At 27.9% G+C, this 17,686-nt stretch carries 14 protein-coding genes; 12 read left to right on the forward strand and 2 right to left on the reverse strand.

Annotated features, from left to right (window positions below):
* Positions 1–81: 81 nt before the first annotated feature.
* A complete protein-coding gene (uvrA, locus tag CDSE_RS02885) occupies positions 82–5,508 on the forward strand; it encodes an excinuclease ABC subunit UvrA (protein ID WP_015396510.1) in 5,427 nt (1,808 codons plus the stop codon).
* Between the two features lie 5 nt (positions 5,509–5,513).
* Here uvrA and CDSE_RS02890 read toward each other — a convergent pair whose 3' ends face one another.
* A complete protein-coding gene (locus tag CDSE_RS02890; RefSeq protein WP_015396511.1) occupies positions 5,514–6,326 on the reverse strand; it encodes a tRNA threonylcarbamoyladenosine dehydratase in 813 nt (270 codons plus the stop codon).
* Between the two features lie 163 nt (positions 6,327–6,489).
* Here CDSE_RS02890 and pdxH point away from each other — a divergent pair, with 163 nt between their 5' ends.
* From pdxH to miaA, 6 genes are read left to right on the forward strand one after another with little or no spacing between them, the layout of a single operon-like run.
* Positions 6,490–7,131, forward strand: coding sequence for a pyridoxamine 5'-phosphate oxidase (pdxH, locus tag CDSE_RS02895; RefSeq protein WP_015396512.1), 642 nt, complete (start codon positions 6,490–6,492; stop codon positions 7,129–7,131).
* A gap of 20 nt (positions 7,132–7,151) precedes the next feature.
* The gene (locus tag CDSE_RS02900; protein ID WP_015396513.1) at positions 7,152–7,649 is read left to right on the forward strand and encodes a flavin reductase family protein; all 498 of its coding nucleotides are present in this window, start codon (positions 7,152–7,154) and stop codon (positions 7,647–7,649) included.
* Positions 7,650–7,700: 51 nt separating this feature from the next.
* Positions 7,701–8,204, forward strand: a complete 504-nt coding sequence (gene tsaE, locus CDSE_RS02905) for a tRNA (adenosine(37)-N6)-threonylcarbamoyltransferase complex ATPase subunit type 1 TsaE (protein WP_015396514.1) — start codon at positions 7,701–7,703, stop codon at positions 8,202–8,204.
* Positions 8,165–9,493, forward strand: coding sequence for an N-acetylmuramoyl-L-alanine amidase (locus CDSE_RS02910; RefSeq protein ID WP_015396515.1), 1,329 nt, complete (start codon positions 8,165–8,167; stop codon positions 9,491–9,493). The genes tsaE and CDSE_RS02910 overlap by 40 nt, the downstream gene beginning before the upstream one ends.
* A 28-nt stretch (positions 9,494–9,521) precedes the next feature.
* A complete protein-coding gene (gene mutL, locus CDSE_RS02915; protein WP_015396516.1) occupies positions 9,522–11,252 on the forward strand; it encodes a DNA mismatch repair endonuclease MutL in 1,731 nt (576 codons plus the stop codon).
* A gap of 7 nt (positions 11,253–11,259) precedes the next feature.
* The gene (gene miaA, locus CDSE_RS04000) at positions 11,260–12,231 is read left to right on the forward strand and encodes a tRNA (adenosine(37)-N6)-dimethylallyltransferase MiaA (RefSeq protein ID WP_015396517.1); all 972 of its coding nucleotides are present in this window, start codon (positions 11,260–11,262) and stop codon (positions 12,229–12,231) included.
* 15 nt (positions 12,232–12,246) lie between these two features.
* Here miaA and purM read toward each other — a convergent pair whose 3' ends face one another.
* Entirely contained in the window at positions 12,247–13,296 is a 1,050-nt protein-coding gene (gene purM, locus CDSE_RS02925; protein ID WP_015396518.1) for a phosphoribosylformylglycinamidine cyclo-ligase, read from the reverse strand.
* 226 nt (positions 13,297–13,522) lie between these two features.
* On the opposite strand from purM, the gene hda reads away from it, so the two are divergent.
* From hda to glyQ, 5 genes are all read left to right on the forward strand, one after another.
* Entirely contained in the window at positions 13,523–14,209 is a 687-nt protein-coding gene (gene hda, locus CDSE_RS02930) for a DnaA regulatory inactivator Hda (RefSeq protein ID WP_015396519.1), read from the forward strand.
* Between the two features lie 3 nt (positions 14,210–14,212).
* On the forward strand, positions 14,213–14,911 hold the full coding sequence (locus tag CDSE_RS02935; protein WP_015396520.1) for an HAD family hydrolase: 699 nt from the start codon (positions 14,213–14,215) through the stop codon (positions 14,909–14,911).
* Positions 14,911–16,203, forward strand: coding sequence for a polynucleotide adenylyltransferase PcnB (gene pcnB, locus CDSE_RS02940; RefSeq protein WP_015396521.1), 1,293 nt, complete (start codon positions 14,911–14,913; stop codon positions 16,201–16,203). Before CDSE_RS02935 ends, pcnB begins: the two co-directional genes overlap by 1 nt.
* 42 nt (positions 16,204–16,245) lie before the next feature.
* On the forward strand, positions 16,246–16,728 hold the full coding sequence (folK, locus tag CDSE_RS02945; RefSeq protein ID WP_015396522.1) for a 2-amino-4-hydroxy-6-hydroxymethyldihydropteridine diphosphokinase: 483 nt from the start codon (positions 16,246–16,248) through the stop codon (positions 16,726–16,728).
* A 67-nt stretch (positions 16,729–16,795) separates the two neighbouring features.
* A complete protein-coding gene (gene glyQ, locus CDSE_RS02950; protein WP_015396523.1) occupies positions 16,796–17,683 on the forward strand; it encodes a glycine--tRNA ligase subunit alpha in 888 nt (295 codons plus the stop codon).
* The last annotated feature ends 3 nt before the right edge of the window (positions 17,684–17,686 follow it).

The following is a 17,686-nucleotide window of genomic DNA, read 5'->3' on the forward strand; positions in this document are numbered from 1 at the left end:
AAGAATCATGCTAAATAAATTTGTTATTAATTGATACAATTGAACTAAAACAATAATCATGAAAATATAAATGGGAAAAACATGATTTCTAAAATCAAAATTATTGGTGCAAATCAAAATAATCTTAAAAATATAGATCTTACAATTAACACAAATGAATTTTTAGTTATTACTGGAGTGTCTGGATCTGGTAAAAGTTCTTTAGCAATAGAAACATTATATTCTGAAGGACAGAATAAATATCTAGAAACTTTCTCAACATACGCTAGGCAAATTATAAGTTCTATAGACAAACCATCAATAAATAAGATTGAAGGAATATTACCAGCAATATTGATTAACCAAAAAAACCCAATAAGGAATCGTCATAGTACTGTTGGCACAATAACAGAAATAAATGATTATTTAAAATTAGTTTTTGCTAATTGTGCAGAACTATACTGTAATAATTGTAAATCCATTGTAAAAAAGACTACTCCTGAATCTATTTTTCAAGATATTAAATATAAAACAAAAAAAATAGATAAACCAAGAATCATTATAGCATTTGATTTTTTAACATCCACTAGTATAAAAGAAGATATTTTAAAATATTTAGCTAGTAAAGGATATTTAAATATTTATAAAGAAGAGTTAATAAATAAAAATGATGAAAATAGCCCTATCTTGTTAAGAATAATACAAGATAGATTAATTTTATCTGATGACAATAAAAATAGATTTTTAGAAGCAGTTACTATGGCTCTAACAATGGGAAATGGTTTTGCTAACGTTCAGCTAATCAATGACAACAATATAGATACAAATGTATGGAAGTATAGTAATTTGTTATATTGTACTAACTGTAATATAAAATACAGTGAACTTAACACAGGAATCTTTTCTTTTACCTCTCCTCTGGGTGCATGTGACTCATGTAGTGGATTTGGAAATGAAATTATTATAGACATGGATAAAGTTATCCCAGATGATAATAAATCAATATTGTCTGGAGCAATAAAGCCGTGGCAAACTGAATATTTTAAAATCTATCAAAAAGAACTAGAAAAAAATGCGATATTAAATTCGATCTCATTAACAACCCCTTGGAAAGATCTAAAAGATTCTGCAAAAGAGTTGATCATAAATGGAGATTGTCATTGGCCTGGTATAAAAGGTTTCTTTCAGAATTTAGAAACTAAATCCTATAAAATGCATATCCGCATATTACTTTCAAAATATAGAAAATATGTAACATGCTCAAAATGTAATGGAAGTAGATTTAAGAATAATTCTTTGCTATGGCATATAAATCCAAATAATTCTAATCCAAAAAACAACTACGATGACAATCTAAAACTAGATAATAAAAAAATTAACATCAAAGATGTCTTAGGAATGCCTCTAAGAGAACTATTAGTTTTATTAAAAAAAATCAAAGACAACTCTATCATTAATAAGAACTATTCTCCTTTAAAAGAAATTATTAACAGAGTCGAATTTCTAAATAATATTGGATTAGACTATCTAACTTTAGATCGATATAGCAAAACTTTATCTGGAGGTGAACTACAAAGAATTAACCTGACTATAGCACTAGGATCATCATTAATAAATACTTTATTTGTAATAGATGAACCATCTAATGGACTACACGATAGTGAAATAAATAAAGTAATAGAGTCAATAAAAAAACTACGTGATATGGGTAATTGTGTTCTAGTTATTGAACACAATCATAAAATGATTTTATCATCAGATAGAATCATAGAAATGGGACCAAAATCTGGATCAGATGGAGGTCAAATAATATTTGATGGTACTCCCCTTCAATTCATCTCAGCTAATACTATAACAAGCAATCACATAAAACAAATAAATCAAAAAAGAACTATAAAAGAGTTTGATAATAATAAAATTAGCATTATAGACGGAATGGCTAACAATTTAAAAAAAATAAATTTAGAAATACCTATAAATAAATTAATTTCTGTTACTGGCGTTTCTGGTTCAGGTAAAAGCTCTCTAGTTAGAGACATTATTTATAATTCACTAGTATCTAATAAAGAAAACCCAGAAAAAAAACTAAAAAATGTCAAAGGAATTAATGGAGCCGAAAAAATAGAAAATGTTTTTTTCTTGGACAATGAAAACCCAATAAAAAGCTATCGCTCTATAATCGCAAGTTATATAGGAATATATGACAGAATAAGAAATATTTTTGCAAAGAATTCATTGTCAATAGAAAGAAATTACAAACCAAATTTCTTCAGTCTAAATAGTGGACAAGGTAGATGTCCTGAGTGCAATGGAAAAGGTTTTGAAAAAATAGATATGTTATTTATTCCAGATGTTTATATCAAATGTAAAGAATGTGATGGTAGATATTTTCGTGATGAAATATTAGATATAAAAGTTGGAGATAAAAATAACAAATACTCTATTGATCAAATTTTAAATCTTAATATACAAGAAGTAATAAAAGTATTTAGTGATTCAGAAATTTGTAATAGTCTAAAATCTCTTATTGAACTAGGATTAGATTACTTAAGATTAGGAAATCCTATAGCAACCATGTCCAATGGAGAAATCAAAAGATTAAAATTAGCTAAATATCTAATAGAACTTAAATCAAAAAAAACCTTTGCTCAAAACTCGCTTATCATAATAGACGAACCAACTAGCGGATTACATATAAATGAAATACAACTATTAATTGAGTCATTACAAAACTTAGTAAATCAAGGAAATACCGTAATAGCAGTAGAGCATAATCTAGAATTTATTAGTGCGTCTGACTGGATATATGATCTAGGACCTAAAGGAGGAAAAAATGGTGGTAAGATAATAGGATACGGAACTCCAGAAGATATTAAAAAAAATAAAAGCTCATATACTGGGAAGTCATTAAACTTATATTTTGAAAATCCTATTGATTTTATAACTAAAGAACAAAATAACATAAATGAAGAATTTTCTTTAAAAGATCACAACTCAATAAAAATATTTAATGCATATGAAAACAACTTAAATAACATTGATCTAGAAATACCTTTAAATGAATTCGTTGTTATTACTGGAGTATCAGGGTCAGGTAAATCTACTCTTGCCTTCAATATATTATTTCATGAAGGACAACGTAGATATTTAATGACTATGAATAGTTATGCTAGATCCGTTACAAACACAATAAAAAAAGCAGATGTAAGTAAAATCATCAATTTACCACCAACAGCCTCCATATCTCAACACTTAAATAATGGAAATAATAAATCTACTGTCGGAACAATTTCAGAAGTACATAACTTTTTAAGATTGTTATACACAAAACTAGGAACTCAATATTGTTATAAATGCAACAATCATATATTTACAACAAACAAAAATCAAATTGTTGCTAGGATATTTAAAGAACTCAAAGGTCTAAATGCAATATTTATGATGCCAATAAGAGTACAAGAAAAATCTACTTTGCTAAATATAATTAGAGAACAAAATATACCTTACATAAATATAAAAAATAATTTAATAGCAACAAATAAAATTAATTTTGAAGAAATTAGTTTAGAAAAAATAATATATATTCCTGTAAAAGAAGAAAAAATAATAGAACACAATGAATTCAAAATACATAGTATTGTAGAAGAAATAGTAACTGATAGCGAAGGATTTATTAAAATTATAGAAAAACCTATAAACCCACAAAAAATCAAAGAACAGAATATTCTTAAAGAACTGTTTTTCTCAACTAAAAATTCATGTTTAAATTGTAAAATTAATTTTCCTCCCATAGACTCAAAATTGTTCTCATACAATTCTTCACAAGGATGGTGTGAATATTGCAATGGATCTGGCTTAATAAAAAATTTAAAAAAAGAGAAACAATATAAATCATCAGATGATTACATTACATGTAATCATTGTCTTGGCAAGAAACTGAATAAAACAACACTATCTATATTATGGGAAAATCATAATATAGACGACTTAACATCTATGTCTATAGATGATTTAATATCATTTTTTAATAACATAAAATTAAACTCAAAAGAATTACAAATATCAAACAATATAATAAAAGAAATACTGAATAGATTAACTTTTATGCAAAGGGTTGGAATCGGTTATCTTAACCTCAATAGACCAGAAATAAGTTTATCAGGAGGAGAATCACAAAGAGTTCATCTGGCATCGCAAATTGGATCAGAGTCCCAAGGAATATGCTATATATTAGATGAACCTACTATAGGACTTCATCCATATGATAATAAATCATTGATTGAGTCTATATTAAAACTAAAAAACAACGGTAATACTGTAATAGTAGTTGAACACGATACAGAAATTATTAGAAATGCATCCCATATAATAGAAATTGGCCCAGGAGCAGGATCACGTGGTGGAAAAATTGTTGCTCAAGGAAATATAGAAGAATTACTAAGAAATACCAATTCTATAACTGCAAAATATTTAACAAATATAAAAAGAATACCATCAGAAAAAATAAAATTAGATAAAAATAAAATATTAGAAGTTAAAAATGCTAAATTACATAATTTAGATAATATTAATGTACATTTTCAAATGGGTTTGTTAAATGTAGTTACTGGATTATCAGGATCAGGAAAATCAACTCTAGTACAAGATGTTTTATTAAAAAATCTTAAATCTAAAGAACAAAACAATGAGTCTGAATGGGTTAATTGTAAATATATTAAAGGATTTAAAGAGATCAATAAAACATTATTAGTAGATCAAAATCCAATAGGTAAAAATTCTCGTTCATGTCCAGGAACATTTGTAGGTTTTTGGGATGAAATTCGCAATATTTTTGCCAGTACCAATGAATCAAAAATTAAAGGATGGACATCTTCAAGATTCTCTTTTAACTCCAAAGAAGGTCAATGTAAAGAATGCAATGGTTTAGGAATTAAAACAACAGAAATTAGCTTTATGGTAAATTCAGAAATCATATGTGAAAGTTGCAATGGCACACGATTCAACACAGAAACAAGAACCATAGAATTCTTAGGAAAAAATATCGGCGATGTGTTAAATATGGAAGTTGATGAAGCTTTAGAAATATTTAAAAATTTTCCAAAAATTCACCGACCACTAAAAGCAATGCAAGAAATAGGACTAGGATACTTACCAATAGGACAAAGATCATCTAATTTATCTGGAGGAGAGGCTCAAAGAATAAAAATAGTAACAGAGTTATCTAAAATAAAACATAATTTTAGTAACAATCAACACAATCTCTATATTCTAGACGAACCTACTATTGGATTATCTTCTTATGACGTTCAAAAACTTATTTATGTTTTGCGTCAATTAATTCAATTAAACAATTCAATAATAGTAATAGAACACAATATAGATTTTATATTAAACTCAGACTGGATTATAGATATGGGGCCAGGAGGAGGATCCAAAGGAGGATCAATTATATTTCAAGGTTTAGTCCCTGATTTAATAAACTCAAATATACAATCATATACAAAAAATGCTATTCTCGATTTTATATAAAACAACTATACACTTTTCTTTATATTCATAACTATATTATTTAATGCTAAATTTGCTGCTGCAAAGCCCATAGATGCTGTACATGTAACTAAAGAACCATAACCAGCACAAGCAAGTCCGCCACTAAAATTAGCATTACAAATGTTTGGATATATTGTTGGCTGGGCAAACCATAAAGCACACAATCCAATTTTAGGTTTTCTTTTGTTTTTGTTTTTGTTCAGATAATACTGAAAGTCAAAACTTTTACGTATTTTGCTACGTAACTTAGATAAAAGAGCATCATGTGTTGCTAAAGAAATATCTCCTGACTTCAAAGAAAAAAAATCTGTTTTTCCTCCTGCTCCTCCGCAAATAAACAATGGATAATCATTTATTTTAGAAAACAAAGAAATTGCTAATTTAGCATGAATCTGATCTATACAATCAATAATTACACTATATTTATCAGTTAGAATCTCATTAATATTATCTTGCGAAATAAAATCATCCTTACATATTACATTGCAAGAAGGATTGATCTCTGCTATGCGATCAGCCATTGAAGTAATTTTTGATTTGCCAATAGTTGAAGTCATCGCGTGAATCTGCCTATTTATATTTGATTCTGATATATGATCCAAATCAACTATAGTTATAGTTCCAATTCCACTTCTAGCTAAAGACTCAACCACCCATGAACCAACTCCACCAATACCTATAACAGCAACGTGAGATTCTTTAAATAAGTTAAGCGCATCTTCTCCATAAAGTTTAGATACCCCATGAAATCTTCTCTCTAAGTTAACAATCATTTCTATTTTTATAACTAGTAACATAATAATTGCTAAATAATACATATAGATACAAAAATAGTAAATTTAATTGTTATTTAAAATAAATATTTTACTAAATATACCCTTAAGTTAAGAGTAAAATATAATGCATTATTATACATTATGATATATTTATGTAATATACACCTCTTATACAAACAAAATCATGTTAAAAATATCAAACTTACGTCAAAATTATTGCAAGAATAGCCTCTTAGAAAATGATTTACTTCAATCACCCTTTGATCAATTTAATAAATGGCTTTCAGATGCCTTAGAGAATAAAGTTTATGAACCTAATGCAATGACTCTAAGTACTGTAGATAAAGACATGCAACCATCTTCTAGAATATTACTCTTAAAAAGCTTTGATAATGATGGCTTTGTGTTTTATACAAACTATAAATCTCGCAAAGGAATTGATTTAGAAAACAATTCTAAAGCTTGTTTATTATTCTTCTGGCCAACTTTAGAAAGACAAGTTAGAATAGAAGGTTATGTAAACAAAACATCTACAATAGAATCTGATGAATATTATAGAAGTAGACCTTTAGAATCACGTATTGGAGCCTGGGCTTCAATACAAAGTCAAATCATTAATGATCGCTCAGATTTTAAAACAAAAGAAAAGTATTACAAACAAAAATTCGGAGAAAATCCACCAAGGCCAAGTTATTGGGGTGGATATAGATTAACCCCCAAAGTATTTGAGTTTTGGCAAGGTAGACCATCACGATTACATGATAGAATCATTTACAGACTACAAAATGAATCTACTAATTGGCAAATTAGCCGTTTATCACCATAAAAAGTATCACATCAATTATCATGCTGGTTAATTTCCCAACAGATCAACAAACATTACGTAAATCCTTAGGAATGTTTTCTACAGGTGTGGCTATAGTAACGACAAATGATTCTCATAATAAAGCATTTGGGTTAACAATTAACTCATTTAGTTCATTATCATTAGACCCTCCTTTTATAATATGGAATATATCTATTAAATCAACATTAAAAGACATATTCCAAAATTCTAAAAACTATGTTGTCCATATATTGACTAAACATCATACTAACATTGCAAACATTTTTGCGAAAAAAGACATCTTAGCAAGATTCAATGGAATAGATACTAAATTATCCCCAAGTGGTACTATTATGATAGAAAAAAATTTTATGGCCTGGTTCGATTGCTACAATTATAAGCAGTACGAAGAAGGTGATCATATTATAATGATAGGTAGAATAGAACATCTATACTACGACAATAATAATAGCCCTTTAATATTTTGCAAAGGGACATTTCATGAAACAAATATTTAGAAATTTAATTTAATTAAACATTTTATTTTATTAAGTACAGATAAATAAAAAATGAATATTATAATTTCCAGTAATAGCATTTACCTTCCTGATGTGAATCGTACTAATGATCTAGCAAAAATACTATTCTCATCAATTTTTAGTAAATCTGAACCTAGTACCTTACATATTAATTTAAAAGGTGATATTGGAACAGGTAAAACCACTTTTGCTAGATCATTCTTACAAAACATGGGAATAAAGGATAGAATTAAAAGTCCAAGTTATTCACTTTTAGAATCTTATAAAGCTTTAAATTTAAATATCTATCATTTTGATTTTTATAGAATAGATGACCCAATTGAATTTATAAATCTTGGGTTTAAGGATATTCTAAAAGAAAAAGCTTTATTTTTCATCGAATGGCCAGAAAAAGTAGAGAAATACCTTCCTATCCCTGATTTGGAATTGTCTTTTCAATGCTATAAAACAGGTAGAATTGTTGAAATATTAGCAAAAACAAATCAAGGAACACGATGGTCACAAACAATACTAGGACAAAAACAAAATCTCTAATAAAATATATACTGAAATATTGTTTTATTATTATAAATATAATATTAATTCCATCATTTGCCAATAACACATCAAATACTTATAATAAAATCATTTCTATCAGAAACTGGCCTTCTGAAGAATACTCCAGGATAATTATAGAGTCTACAAAAAATTTACATAATAAAAGTTTGATTTTAGAAAGCCAAGATCAATTAGTAATAGAATTTGAAAATATAATTTTAGATTCTGTTTTTAAAAAATTCATTGATAATTTTAAAAACAATGATAAATTTATAAAAAAAATAAGAATAGAACAAAAACCCACAAATTCTATAAGAATAGTATTTGATTTAAAAGAATCAATAACTTCCCAAATCTTTTCTTTAGAACCAATAGCAAACTACAAATATAGAACATTTATTGATTTACATCCAAAAACTATAAATGACCCTATATTAACGATGGTTCGCAATCAAAAAAATGATACTAATAATGAATTAGATAATATTATTCATAATATTATCAGAGCTAAAAAAAATTCTAAAGAAAATAAATATTGCATTAACGAATCTATTCTAGACAAAAAGTTTACTATCGTTATTGATCCTGGACATGGAGGAGAAGATTCTGGTGCAGTTGGAAAAAATGGCTTAATGGAAAAAAATGTTACTTTATCTATAGCTAACAAACTAAAAAAAATATTAGACAATCAAAAAATTTTTTCGACGTATTTAACTAGAGATGGTGATTATTTTGTACCACTAGACTTAAGAATACAAAAAGCTAGAATACTAAATGCAGATCTTTTAATATCTATCCATGCTGATGCATGGATAGATATTAAGGCCAATGGCGCGTCCGTATTTGCATTGTCAAATAATGGAGCTTCAAGCACTCAAGCAAAATGGCTTGCAAACAGAGCAAATCAATCAGATCTATTAGGTGGAATTGATTTAAAACACCAAAACAAAAATATAGCTAAAGTTCTTTTGGAATTATCAACAACAACTCAAATAAAGAGTTCTATAAGAATAGGTTCAATAGTTCTGAAGGAACTCAAACAAATTAGCAAATTACATAAAGATAATGTAGGGCAAGCTGAATTTGCTATATTAAAAGCCCCTGACATACCTTCAATTCTAATAGAAACAGCCTTTATAAGTAACCCCAAAGAGGAAATTCTTTTAAAAGAAGAAAAACATCAAAAGAAGATCGCAATTGCAATAGCAAAATCTATACATACATATTTTGACATTAATGATTATAATAGAGTCAAAGATTATTATAAAAATATAGAACTATTATAATTAAGAACCGAATATATTAAATTAATTTATGTTTAACCATAATAGACCGATAATTCAACTATCAGATTTACTAATTAATCAAATAGCAGCTGGTGAAGTAATTGAAAGACCTTCTTCAATAATAAAAGAGCTTTTAGAAAATTCTATTGACGCAGAATCAAAGTCAATAAATATTCATTTGGAAGGTGGCGGCATAAAACAAATTACAATAATAGATGATGGGTGCGGAATATCAAAAAACGATTTGTTAATGTCCATAACTAGACATGCCACAAGTAAAATTTATACATTAGAAGAATTAAACACATCATTGTCTTTAGGATTTAGAGGAGAAGCCTTGGCATCAATAGGTTCAATTTCAGATCTAACTATAATATCACGCACAAAAACAGATCAAAATGCATGGAAAATAAATTACAAAGAAAAAACCATACTACCATCATCTGGTGTGCCAGGAACTACTGTAAAAGTACAACAAATATTTGACAATATACCGGCACGAAGAAAATTTTTAAAATCAGAGAGCACAGAATGGACTCACTGTTTATCAACAATAGAAAAAATAGCAATAGCACACCCAAACATATCATTTAAAATATTACATAATAAAAAACTCCAACGACAATGGAATTGTTCTAATACAGAAACTAGAATAAAAGAAATACTAGGTAAGAAAATTACAGAGAATCTAATTAATCTAGATTCACATAATGAAATAATAAAAATTAATGGTACTATATTTGAATCCTTTGGGAATAAATTAAGAACAGAAGATCAATACCTCTATGTGAACAATAGATTTATACATGATCGCATGATTAATCATGCGATCAAATCAGCATGCTCAGATATATCACATACAAGCAGTAAATTTTCTTTTGTTTTATTTATACACATAGACCCCAAATTAATAGATATAAACATACATCCAAAAAAGAATGAGGTAAAATTTCGCGATAATAATGCTGTTTATAATTTTATAAAACAATCTATACAACAAGCTATTTCAAAAACAAGCATTGTTGCTAAAATTAGTCAGTTAAAAGATTTACCTGTAATAAATCATACTAATAACAAGTTAATTGTAGAGCAAGAATCTTTTAAATTAGACCATAATATAGAAATAGATCAAAATAACCCTTATGACAAAACAAGAACAAATCAAGATCATTCTTATAACAATCAAAATAAACACACATACTCTCTTGGTATAGCAATTGCTCAGTTACATGGTATATATATACTAGCAGAGAATAATAATGGACTTATAATAGTAGATGCTCACGCTGCTCATGAACGTATAACTTATGAAAATCTCAAGAATAATTTTCTTAAAAAAAATATTCAGATTCAGAATCTTATAGAGCCAATAATTTTAAACGCCAAAGAAGAATTCATAAATATAACAACTGAATATAACAAAGAGTTCCTAAACATAGGATTTGGCATTAAAGTTGTTTCTAAAACTCAATTGGCTATATATCAAATACCTTCTATAATAAAAATTGAGAATATTGAAGAGTTATTATTAAATATAATAAATGATATAAAAATGATAGGAAATTCTTTTTCTACAACTGAAAATATTTATAAAATTCTATCGACGATTGCTTGTTACAACTCTATAAGAGCAAACAGAAAATTAAATATTACTGAAATGAATTCTTTATTAAGGCAAATGGAACAAACTGATAAGTCAAGCTATTGTAACCATGGAAGACCAACATGGATACATCTCAATATAAAAACAAATAGATAAATTATTTATGAGAGGACAAATAATCATCTACACCAAACATCGACAAGTTATATCCTTAGTAGGACCAACCGCTTCTGGTAAAAGTCTTGCTGCCATGGAAGTTTCTAAAGAATGGCCTATAGAAATTATTAATATGGACTCAGCAACTATTTACAAAGGCATGGATATAGGCACAGCAAAACCATCTATAGAAGATCAATTAAGTACTAAACATTATTTACTAGATATAATAGATCCATCTGAATCGTATTCAGTTGCAAGTTTTTGTTCAGATACTAAATCGCTATTAAAGAAAATTTTGAATAATAATAAAATACCAATCATAGTTGGTGGAACAATGATGTATTATAAGATGTTAAAAGAAAACATAAATATACTACCACCTTCAAATAAAATATTACGCAACATAATAAATGAAAAAGCTCTAAATAAAGGATGGTTGTATCTTTATGACTATCTCAATAAAATAGACCCCTATACTGCAAATCGCATAAGCAAAAACGATAAACAACGCATTCAAAGAGCATTAGAAGTTTTTTTTATTACAGGTAAAACACTATCTAGTTTGATTTCAGAAGAAAAAAATGAATCAAATGATGAAAAATTCCAATTCGTAACAATTAGTTTAGAACCATCAGAACGTTCTTTATTACATAAAAGAATCAATGATCGTTTTAATTGCATGATAGATAGAGGTTTCTTAGAAGAAATACGCAACTTATATGAACGTCATGATCTAAATACAAACATGCCATCCATGAGATGTGTCGGTTATAGACAATTATGGGAATATTTAGATGGAAAATCTTTATTAGAAGAAGCCATAAACAAAAGCATAATCGCAACTAGACAATTAGCAAAAAAACAAATGACTTGGCTCAGAGCTGAGCCAAGTAGATATATCATAGATTGCGCAAATAAAGATTTTATTGATAAAACCAAGTGTCATATTAACATGATACTCAACAACAAATATTAGCAATTTTACAAAACACTAAACCACATAAGTGGAAGTCATATCATGATCTTTATTTACAATCTCCCCTATTCTATGAACATTTTCACCCATAGATGAGAACTCTTTCATTATAAGATCAGCATCACTAGCAGGAACTATAACTACCATCCCTATACCACAATTGAAAACTCTATACATCTCATTATCTTCTACGTTACCATTTTCTTGCAACCAATTAAATAAGCTTGGCATTTTCCAAGAGTTCTTATATAACTTCGCTGCTAAATTAGAGTTTAATACTCTAGGTATATTATCCAATAACCCACCACCAGTTATATGAGCCAATCCCTTAATACTACTACCAAATTTATTTATAACAGACAAAACAGATTTTGCATATATCTTAGTTGGAGCCAATACCACATCACCAAAAGCTTTACCATAAAAGTCTTGATCAGGTTTATAATTAGTCCTCTCTATAATCTTTCTAATCAAAGAATAACCATTAGAATGAGCTCCACTCGATTCTAAACCTAGAACTACATCTCCTACATTGATATATTTTCCATTGATTATAGATGATTTCTCAACTATACCAACAGCAAATCCAGCAAGATCATACTCACCAATAGGATACATGCCTGGCATCTCAGCTGTTTCTCCTCCAATCAAAGAGCATCCTGAGATCTCACACCCTTTTGATATTCCTGATATAACGTCAGATGCTATACCAACAGATAACTTTCCACAAGCAAAATAATCTAAGAAAAATAAAGGTTCAGCACCTTGTACCAAAATATCATTCACACTCATAGCCACCAAATCTATACCAACTGTATTATGCGTGTTCCAATCAAAAGCCAAACGCAATTTTGTTCCTACACCATCAGTACCAGAAACCAAAACTGGATTATTATATTTTTTTGATATCTCAAATAAAGCACCAAAACCACCTATTCCAGTTAAAACTTCAGGTCGCATAGTTTTAGCTGCTAACGGTTTAATCTTTTCAACTAATGCCTCACCAGCATCTATATCAACACCAGCATCTCTATAACTTAAAGAAGTATATTTTAAATTAGACATATTTAACTTTATATATAAGAACCCACATTCAACTAGAATAATCATAAAAATAAGATTCTAGTCACCAAGAGCATAAAATACATTCTATAATTAACATGATTAAAATAATATTATTTTTTAAAAACATACTAAAAATAGATTTTCACAAAGTATCATATATACTTTACCATATACTTTAATAGTCATTATTTGTTATTTAATAATAAATATAATTTTGTTTATAAATATGAGCCTCCAACAGCTTGTTCTAAATATATCACCAGATCATGAACCGTCATTGGCAAATTACATTACAGGTAAAAATGCCGAAGCCTTATATGCTGCTCAAGTTCTAACAAAAGGAAGAGCTTTATATCTATGGGGACCTAAAGGATCAGGTAAAAGTCATATTTTAAGATCGTTAACAAGAAATAAAAAAACTAAATATCTTAACTCTACTAATTGTGATGAAATTCTAAATTTAGCAATTAACAATGAAATGGATTTCCCAACAACCATAGCAATGGATGACGTACATTTATTAAATAATGAACAACAATCTGGACTATTTAGTCTGTATAATAGGTGGCGAGAATTATCGAACACTAAAAAAGCCTTTGCTTTAATCTTATCAGGTAATAATCCTCCTATGCTAATGAATTTACGCGAAGATTTAAGAACTCGTTTAGGATGGGATTTATCATTTCGCCTAGAACCTCTATCAGACCATGACAAACTAAATGCACTTAAATTATTAGCAAATAATTTAGGAGCATCAAATATAGATAATGTTATAGAATGGATGCTAAAATATCATGACCGTGATATAACATCACTTACAAATTTATTAGTATCTTTAGATAAGTATTCTATAGCAAATAAACGACCTATTACTATAAGACTACTCAGGACAATGTTAAAAGAATCGGATTAAATTATGCATAATAATCTTGCCTTATTTGACTTAGACCATACGCTATTGCCTATAGATAGTGATTATCAATGGACTATGTTTTTAGCAAACAACGGTAGAACAGGTAAAAACCCAGAAGAAGCTATCCAACAAAACAATGATTTAATGAATAAATATAATCAAGGTGAACTTTCTGCTAAAGAATCTGTAAAGTTTATGTTGGGTTTATTAAAACCTCATACTCCTTTTGAATTATCTAAATGGCATGAAGAATTTATGATGGAAATTATTCGACCATCAATTACAGAAGAAGCTATAAGTTTGGTAAAAACACATCTAGAACAGGGAGATTTATGTGCAATAGTAACAGCAACAAATAATTTTGTCACAGAACCAATAGCAAGAGCTTTCGGTATAAAAAAATTAATAGCAACTGAAGCAGAATATGTAAATGGTAAATACACAGGAAACGTTATTGGCATACCTAGTTTTAAAGAAGGTAAAATTACACGAGTAAATCAATGGTTATCAAGTATAGGATATGATATTAATAGTTTTACAAAATCATATTTTTATAGTGACTCTATAAATGATTTACCTTTATTAGAGAAGGTTACAGACCCTGTAGCTACAAATCCTAGTAATAATCTAAGATCTATTGCAAAAAATAGAAACTGGAAAATTATAGATATTTTTAAAAACCTAAAAGACAATAAATCTTAATGTTTACTAAAGCTGTTAAAAGAATATGCTCTTTTTTTGATAAATCTAGTCCTAGAATAATAAAAAAAAATAAGCATAACATATGTATAGATACTATATCTCCTAATGCCATAAAAATATGCAGAACCCTAAACAAAGAAGGATTTAGCGCATATATAGTTGGAGGTGCTATTCGTGATTTAATGACTGGCATCAAACCAAAAGATTTTGATATAGCAACTAATGCCAAACCTGAACAAGTAAAAGCCTTATTTAGAAGAGCCTATATAATAGGGAAACGCTTTAAGATTGTACATGTTAAATTTGGTCAAGAACTAATAGAAATATCAACTTTTAGATCATCTTCGCTAGAAAAAGATGAACATGGTAGAATTTTGAAAGACAATTCTTTTGGAACACAAGAAGAAGACGTAGCAAGACGAGATTTTACAATAAACTCTTTATACTACAATCCTATTAATGAAGAAATAATAGATTTTTATAACGGAATAAAAGATTTAAGAAATAGGAATGTAAAAATAATTGGAAATCCAGAAGAGAGATATAGAGAAGATCCTGTAAGAATGCTAAGAGCAGTTAGATTTGCCTCAAAAATCAACGGGACAATAGAGGAACAATCTAGTAACGGAATAAATAAACTTAAAGACTTAATAAAAAATGTTCCTCAAGCAAGACTGTTTGATGAAACAATTAAAATTCTTACTTGTGGCAATGCTCTTGATTGTTTAAAAAAACTAAACTCGAAGAAATTATTAGATAACTTACTACCATCATTACCCAAAACATTAGAAGATCAATCCTCTATATCCTTCTTAGGACTAGCTCTTTCTAATACAGATAGTAGAATATCAAAAGACAAAAACATAAGCCCAAGTTTCTTATTAGCAGTAATATTATGGAACCCTATTAAGATACTTTACAAAAAACTTCTTGAAGAAGAAAATAATCCATTCATAGCAATGATGAAAGCATCAGAGAATATACTAGAAGAACAAGATAATATTCTCAAAATATATAAAAAAATCACAATAGATGCTAGAGATATTTGGCTTATGCAAATAAAATTTGAATCAAAAAACATAAAGAATGCCTACAAATTAATTGAACATGCTAAATTTAAAGCAGCTTATGATTTTTTACAAATAAGATATTTGTCCAAAGAATTTGATAACAAACCTATGGTTCAATGGTGGAATGATTTTTATATTTCTGATGAAACCACAAGAAAAACGATGATAAAAGAAAAACAAAAACGATATAGAAAAAAATCAAAAAACTCAGAAAAAACGTGATACATAGTTGTTTTATAATTTGCAACTCATAATAAAGTGAAAATGGATAATGTAAAAACCTATATCAGTTTGGGATCTAATCAAGGTAATAGTCTAAAAAACATAGAAGAAGTTATTAAATATTTAAAAAATGTATTTATAAGAACTAACTGTAAAACATCAAGAATATATTTAACCGAGCCTATAAATGCTGATGGACCATATTTTGTTAATGCTGTAATGCAAATATATTTAAACATGGAACCATTTGCTTTACTAAAAAAAATTCAAGAAACGGAAAATATCTTTGGAAGAATAAGATCTTATAAAAATGCTCCAAGAACAATGGATATAGATATACTGTTATATGGTCAAAAAATAATACAACATCAAAATTTGATAATTCCTCATCCTAGAATGCATGAAAGACTGTTTGTTCTAAAACCTTTACAAGATATAGATATGTATTTGGAAATACCAAACCATGGTAAAATTAATTTATTGATAGATAAGATCAATAACCAGAAAATTAGTGTGATCAAGTGAATAGTCTAGTTTAGATAGCACATAACAACGTCAAACCTTATAAAAATTAAGATAAATACAAATAAAAATGCTTACTTTTCAACAAATTATCTTTAACTTACAAAAATATTGGCATAAACAAGGATGTATTATTCTTCAACCATACGATATGGAAATAGGAGCAGGAACATCTCATACAGCAACCTTTCTAAGAGCTATTGGACCAGAACCTTGGAGAGCATCCTATGTTCAACCATCTAGGAGACCCAAAGATGGCAGATATGGTAAGAATCCTAATAGATTACAACAATATTATCAATTTCAAGTAATACTAAAACCATCACCATTTGATATTATAGACCTATACATAGAATCTTTAAAAGAACTAGGAATTAATCCATTAGAACATGATATTCGTTTCATAGAAGACAATTGGGAGAATCCTACATTAGGAGCTTGGGGTTTAGGGTGGGAAGTTTGGTTAAATGGTATGGAAATAACTCAATTTACCTATTTTCAACAAATAGGAGGATTAGATTGCAATCCAACTACTGGAGAAATTACTTATGGTCTAGAAAGACTAGCCATGTATTTACAAAATATAGATAATGTATACGATATTGTTTGGGCAAAAAATCATAAAGATTCTAATATTTTATATGGTGATATACACCTTCAGAATGAAGTAGAACAATCTAAGTTTAATTTTGAATATGCATCAGTTGATATGTTATTTAGACATTTCAATGATTATGAGAATGAAGCAAATAAGCTAATAAAACTACTTCTTCCTATACCTGCATATGAAAGAACACTTAAAGCAGCCCATATATTTAATTTGTTAGATGCTCGTAATTCTATAAGCGTCACAGAAAGAGCCTCATATATATCAAGAATTAGAAATCTATCTAAATCTATAGCACAAATATATTATTTAACAAGAGAAAATTTAAATTTTCCATTGTTATCAAAGTAAAGT

Origin of the sequence: Candidatus Kinetoplastibacterium desouzaii TCC079E (assembly GCF_000340795.1) — a bacterium.
Taxonomy (GTDB): domain Bacteria; phylum Pseudomonadota; class Gammaproteobacteria; order Burkholderiales; family Burkholderiaceae_B; genus Kinetoplastidibacterium; species Kinetoplastidibacterium desouzai.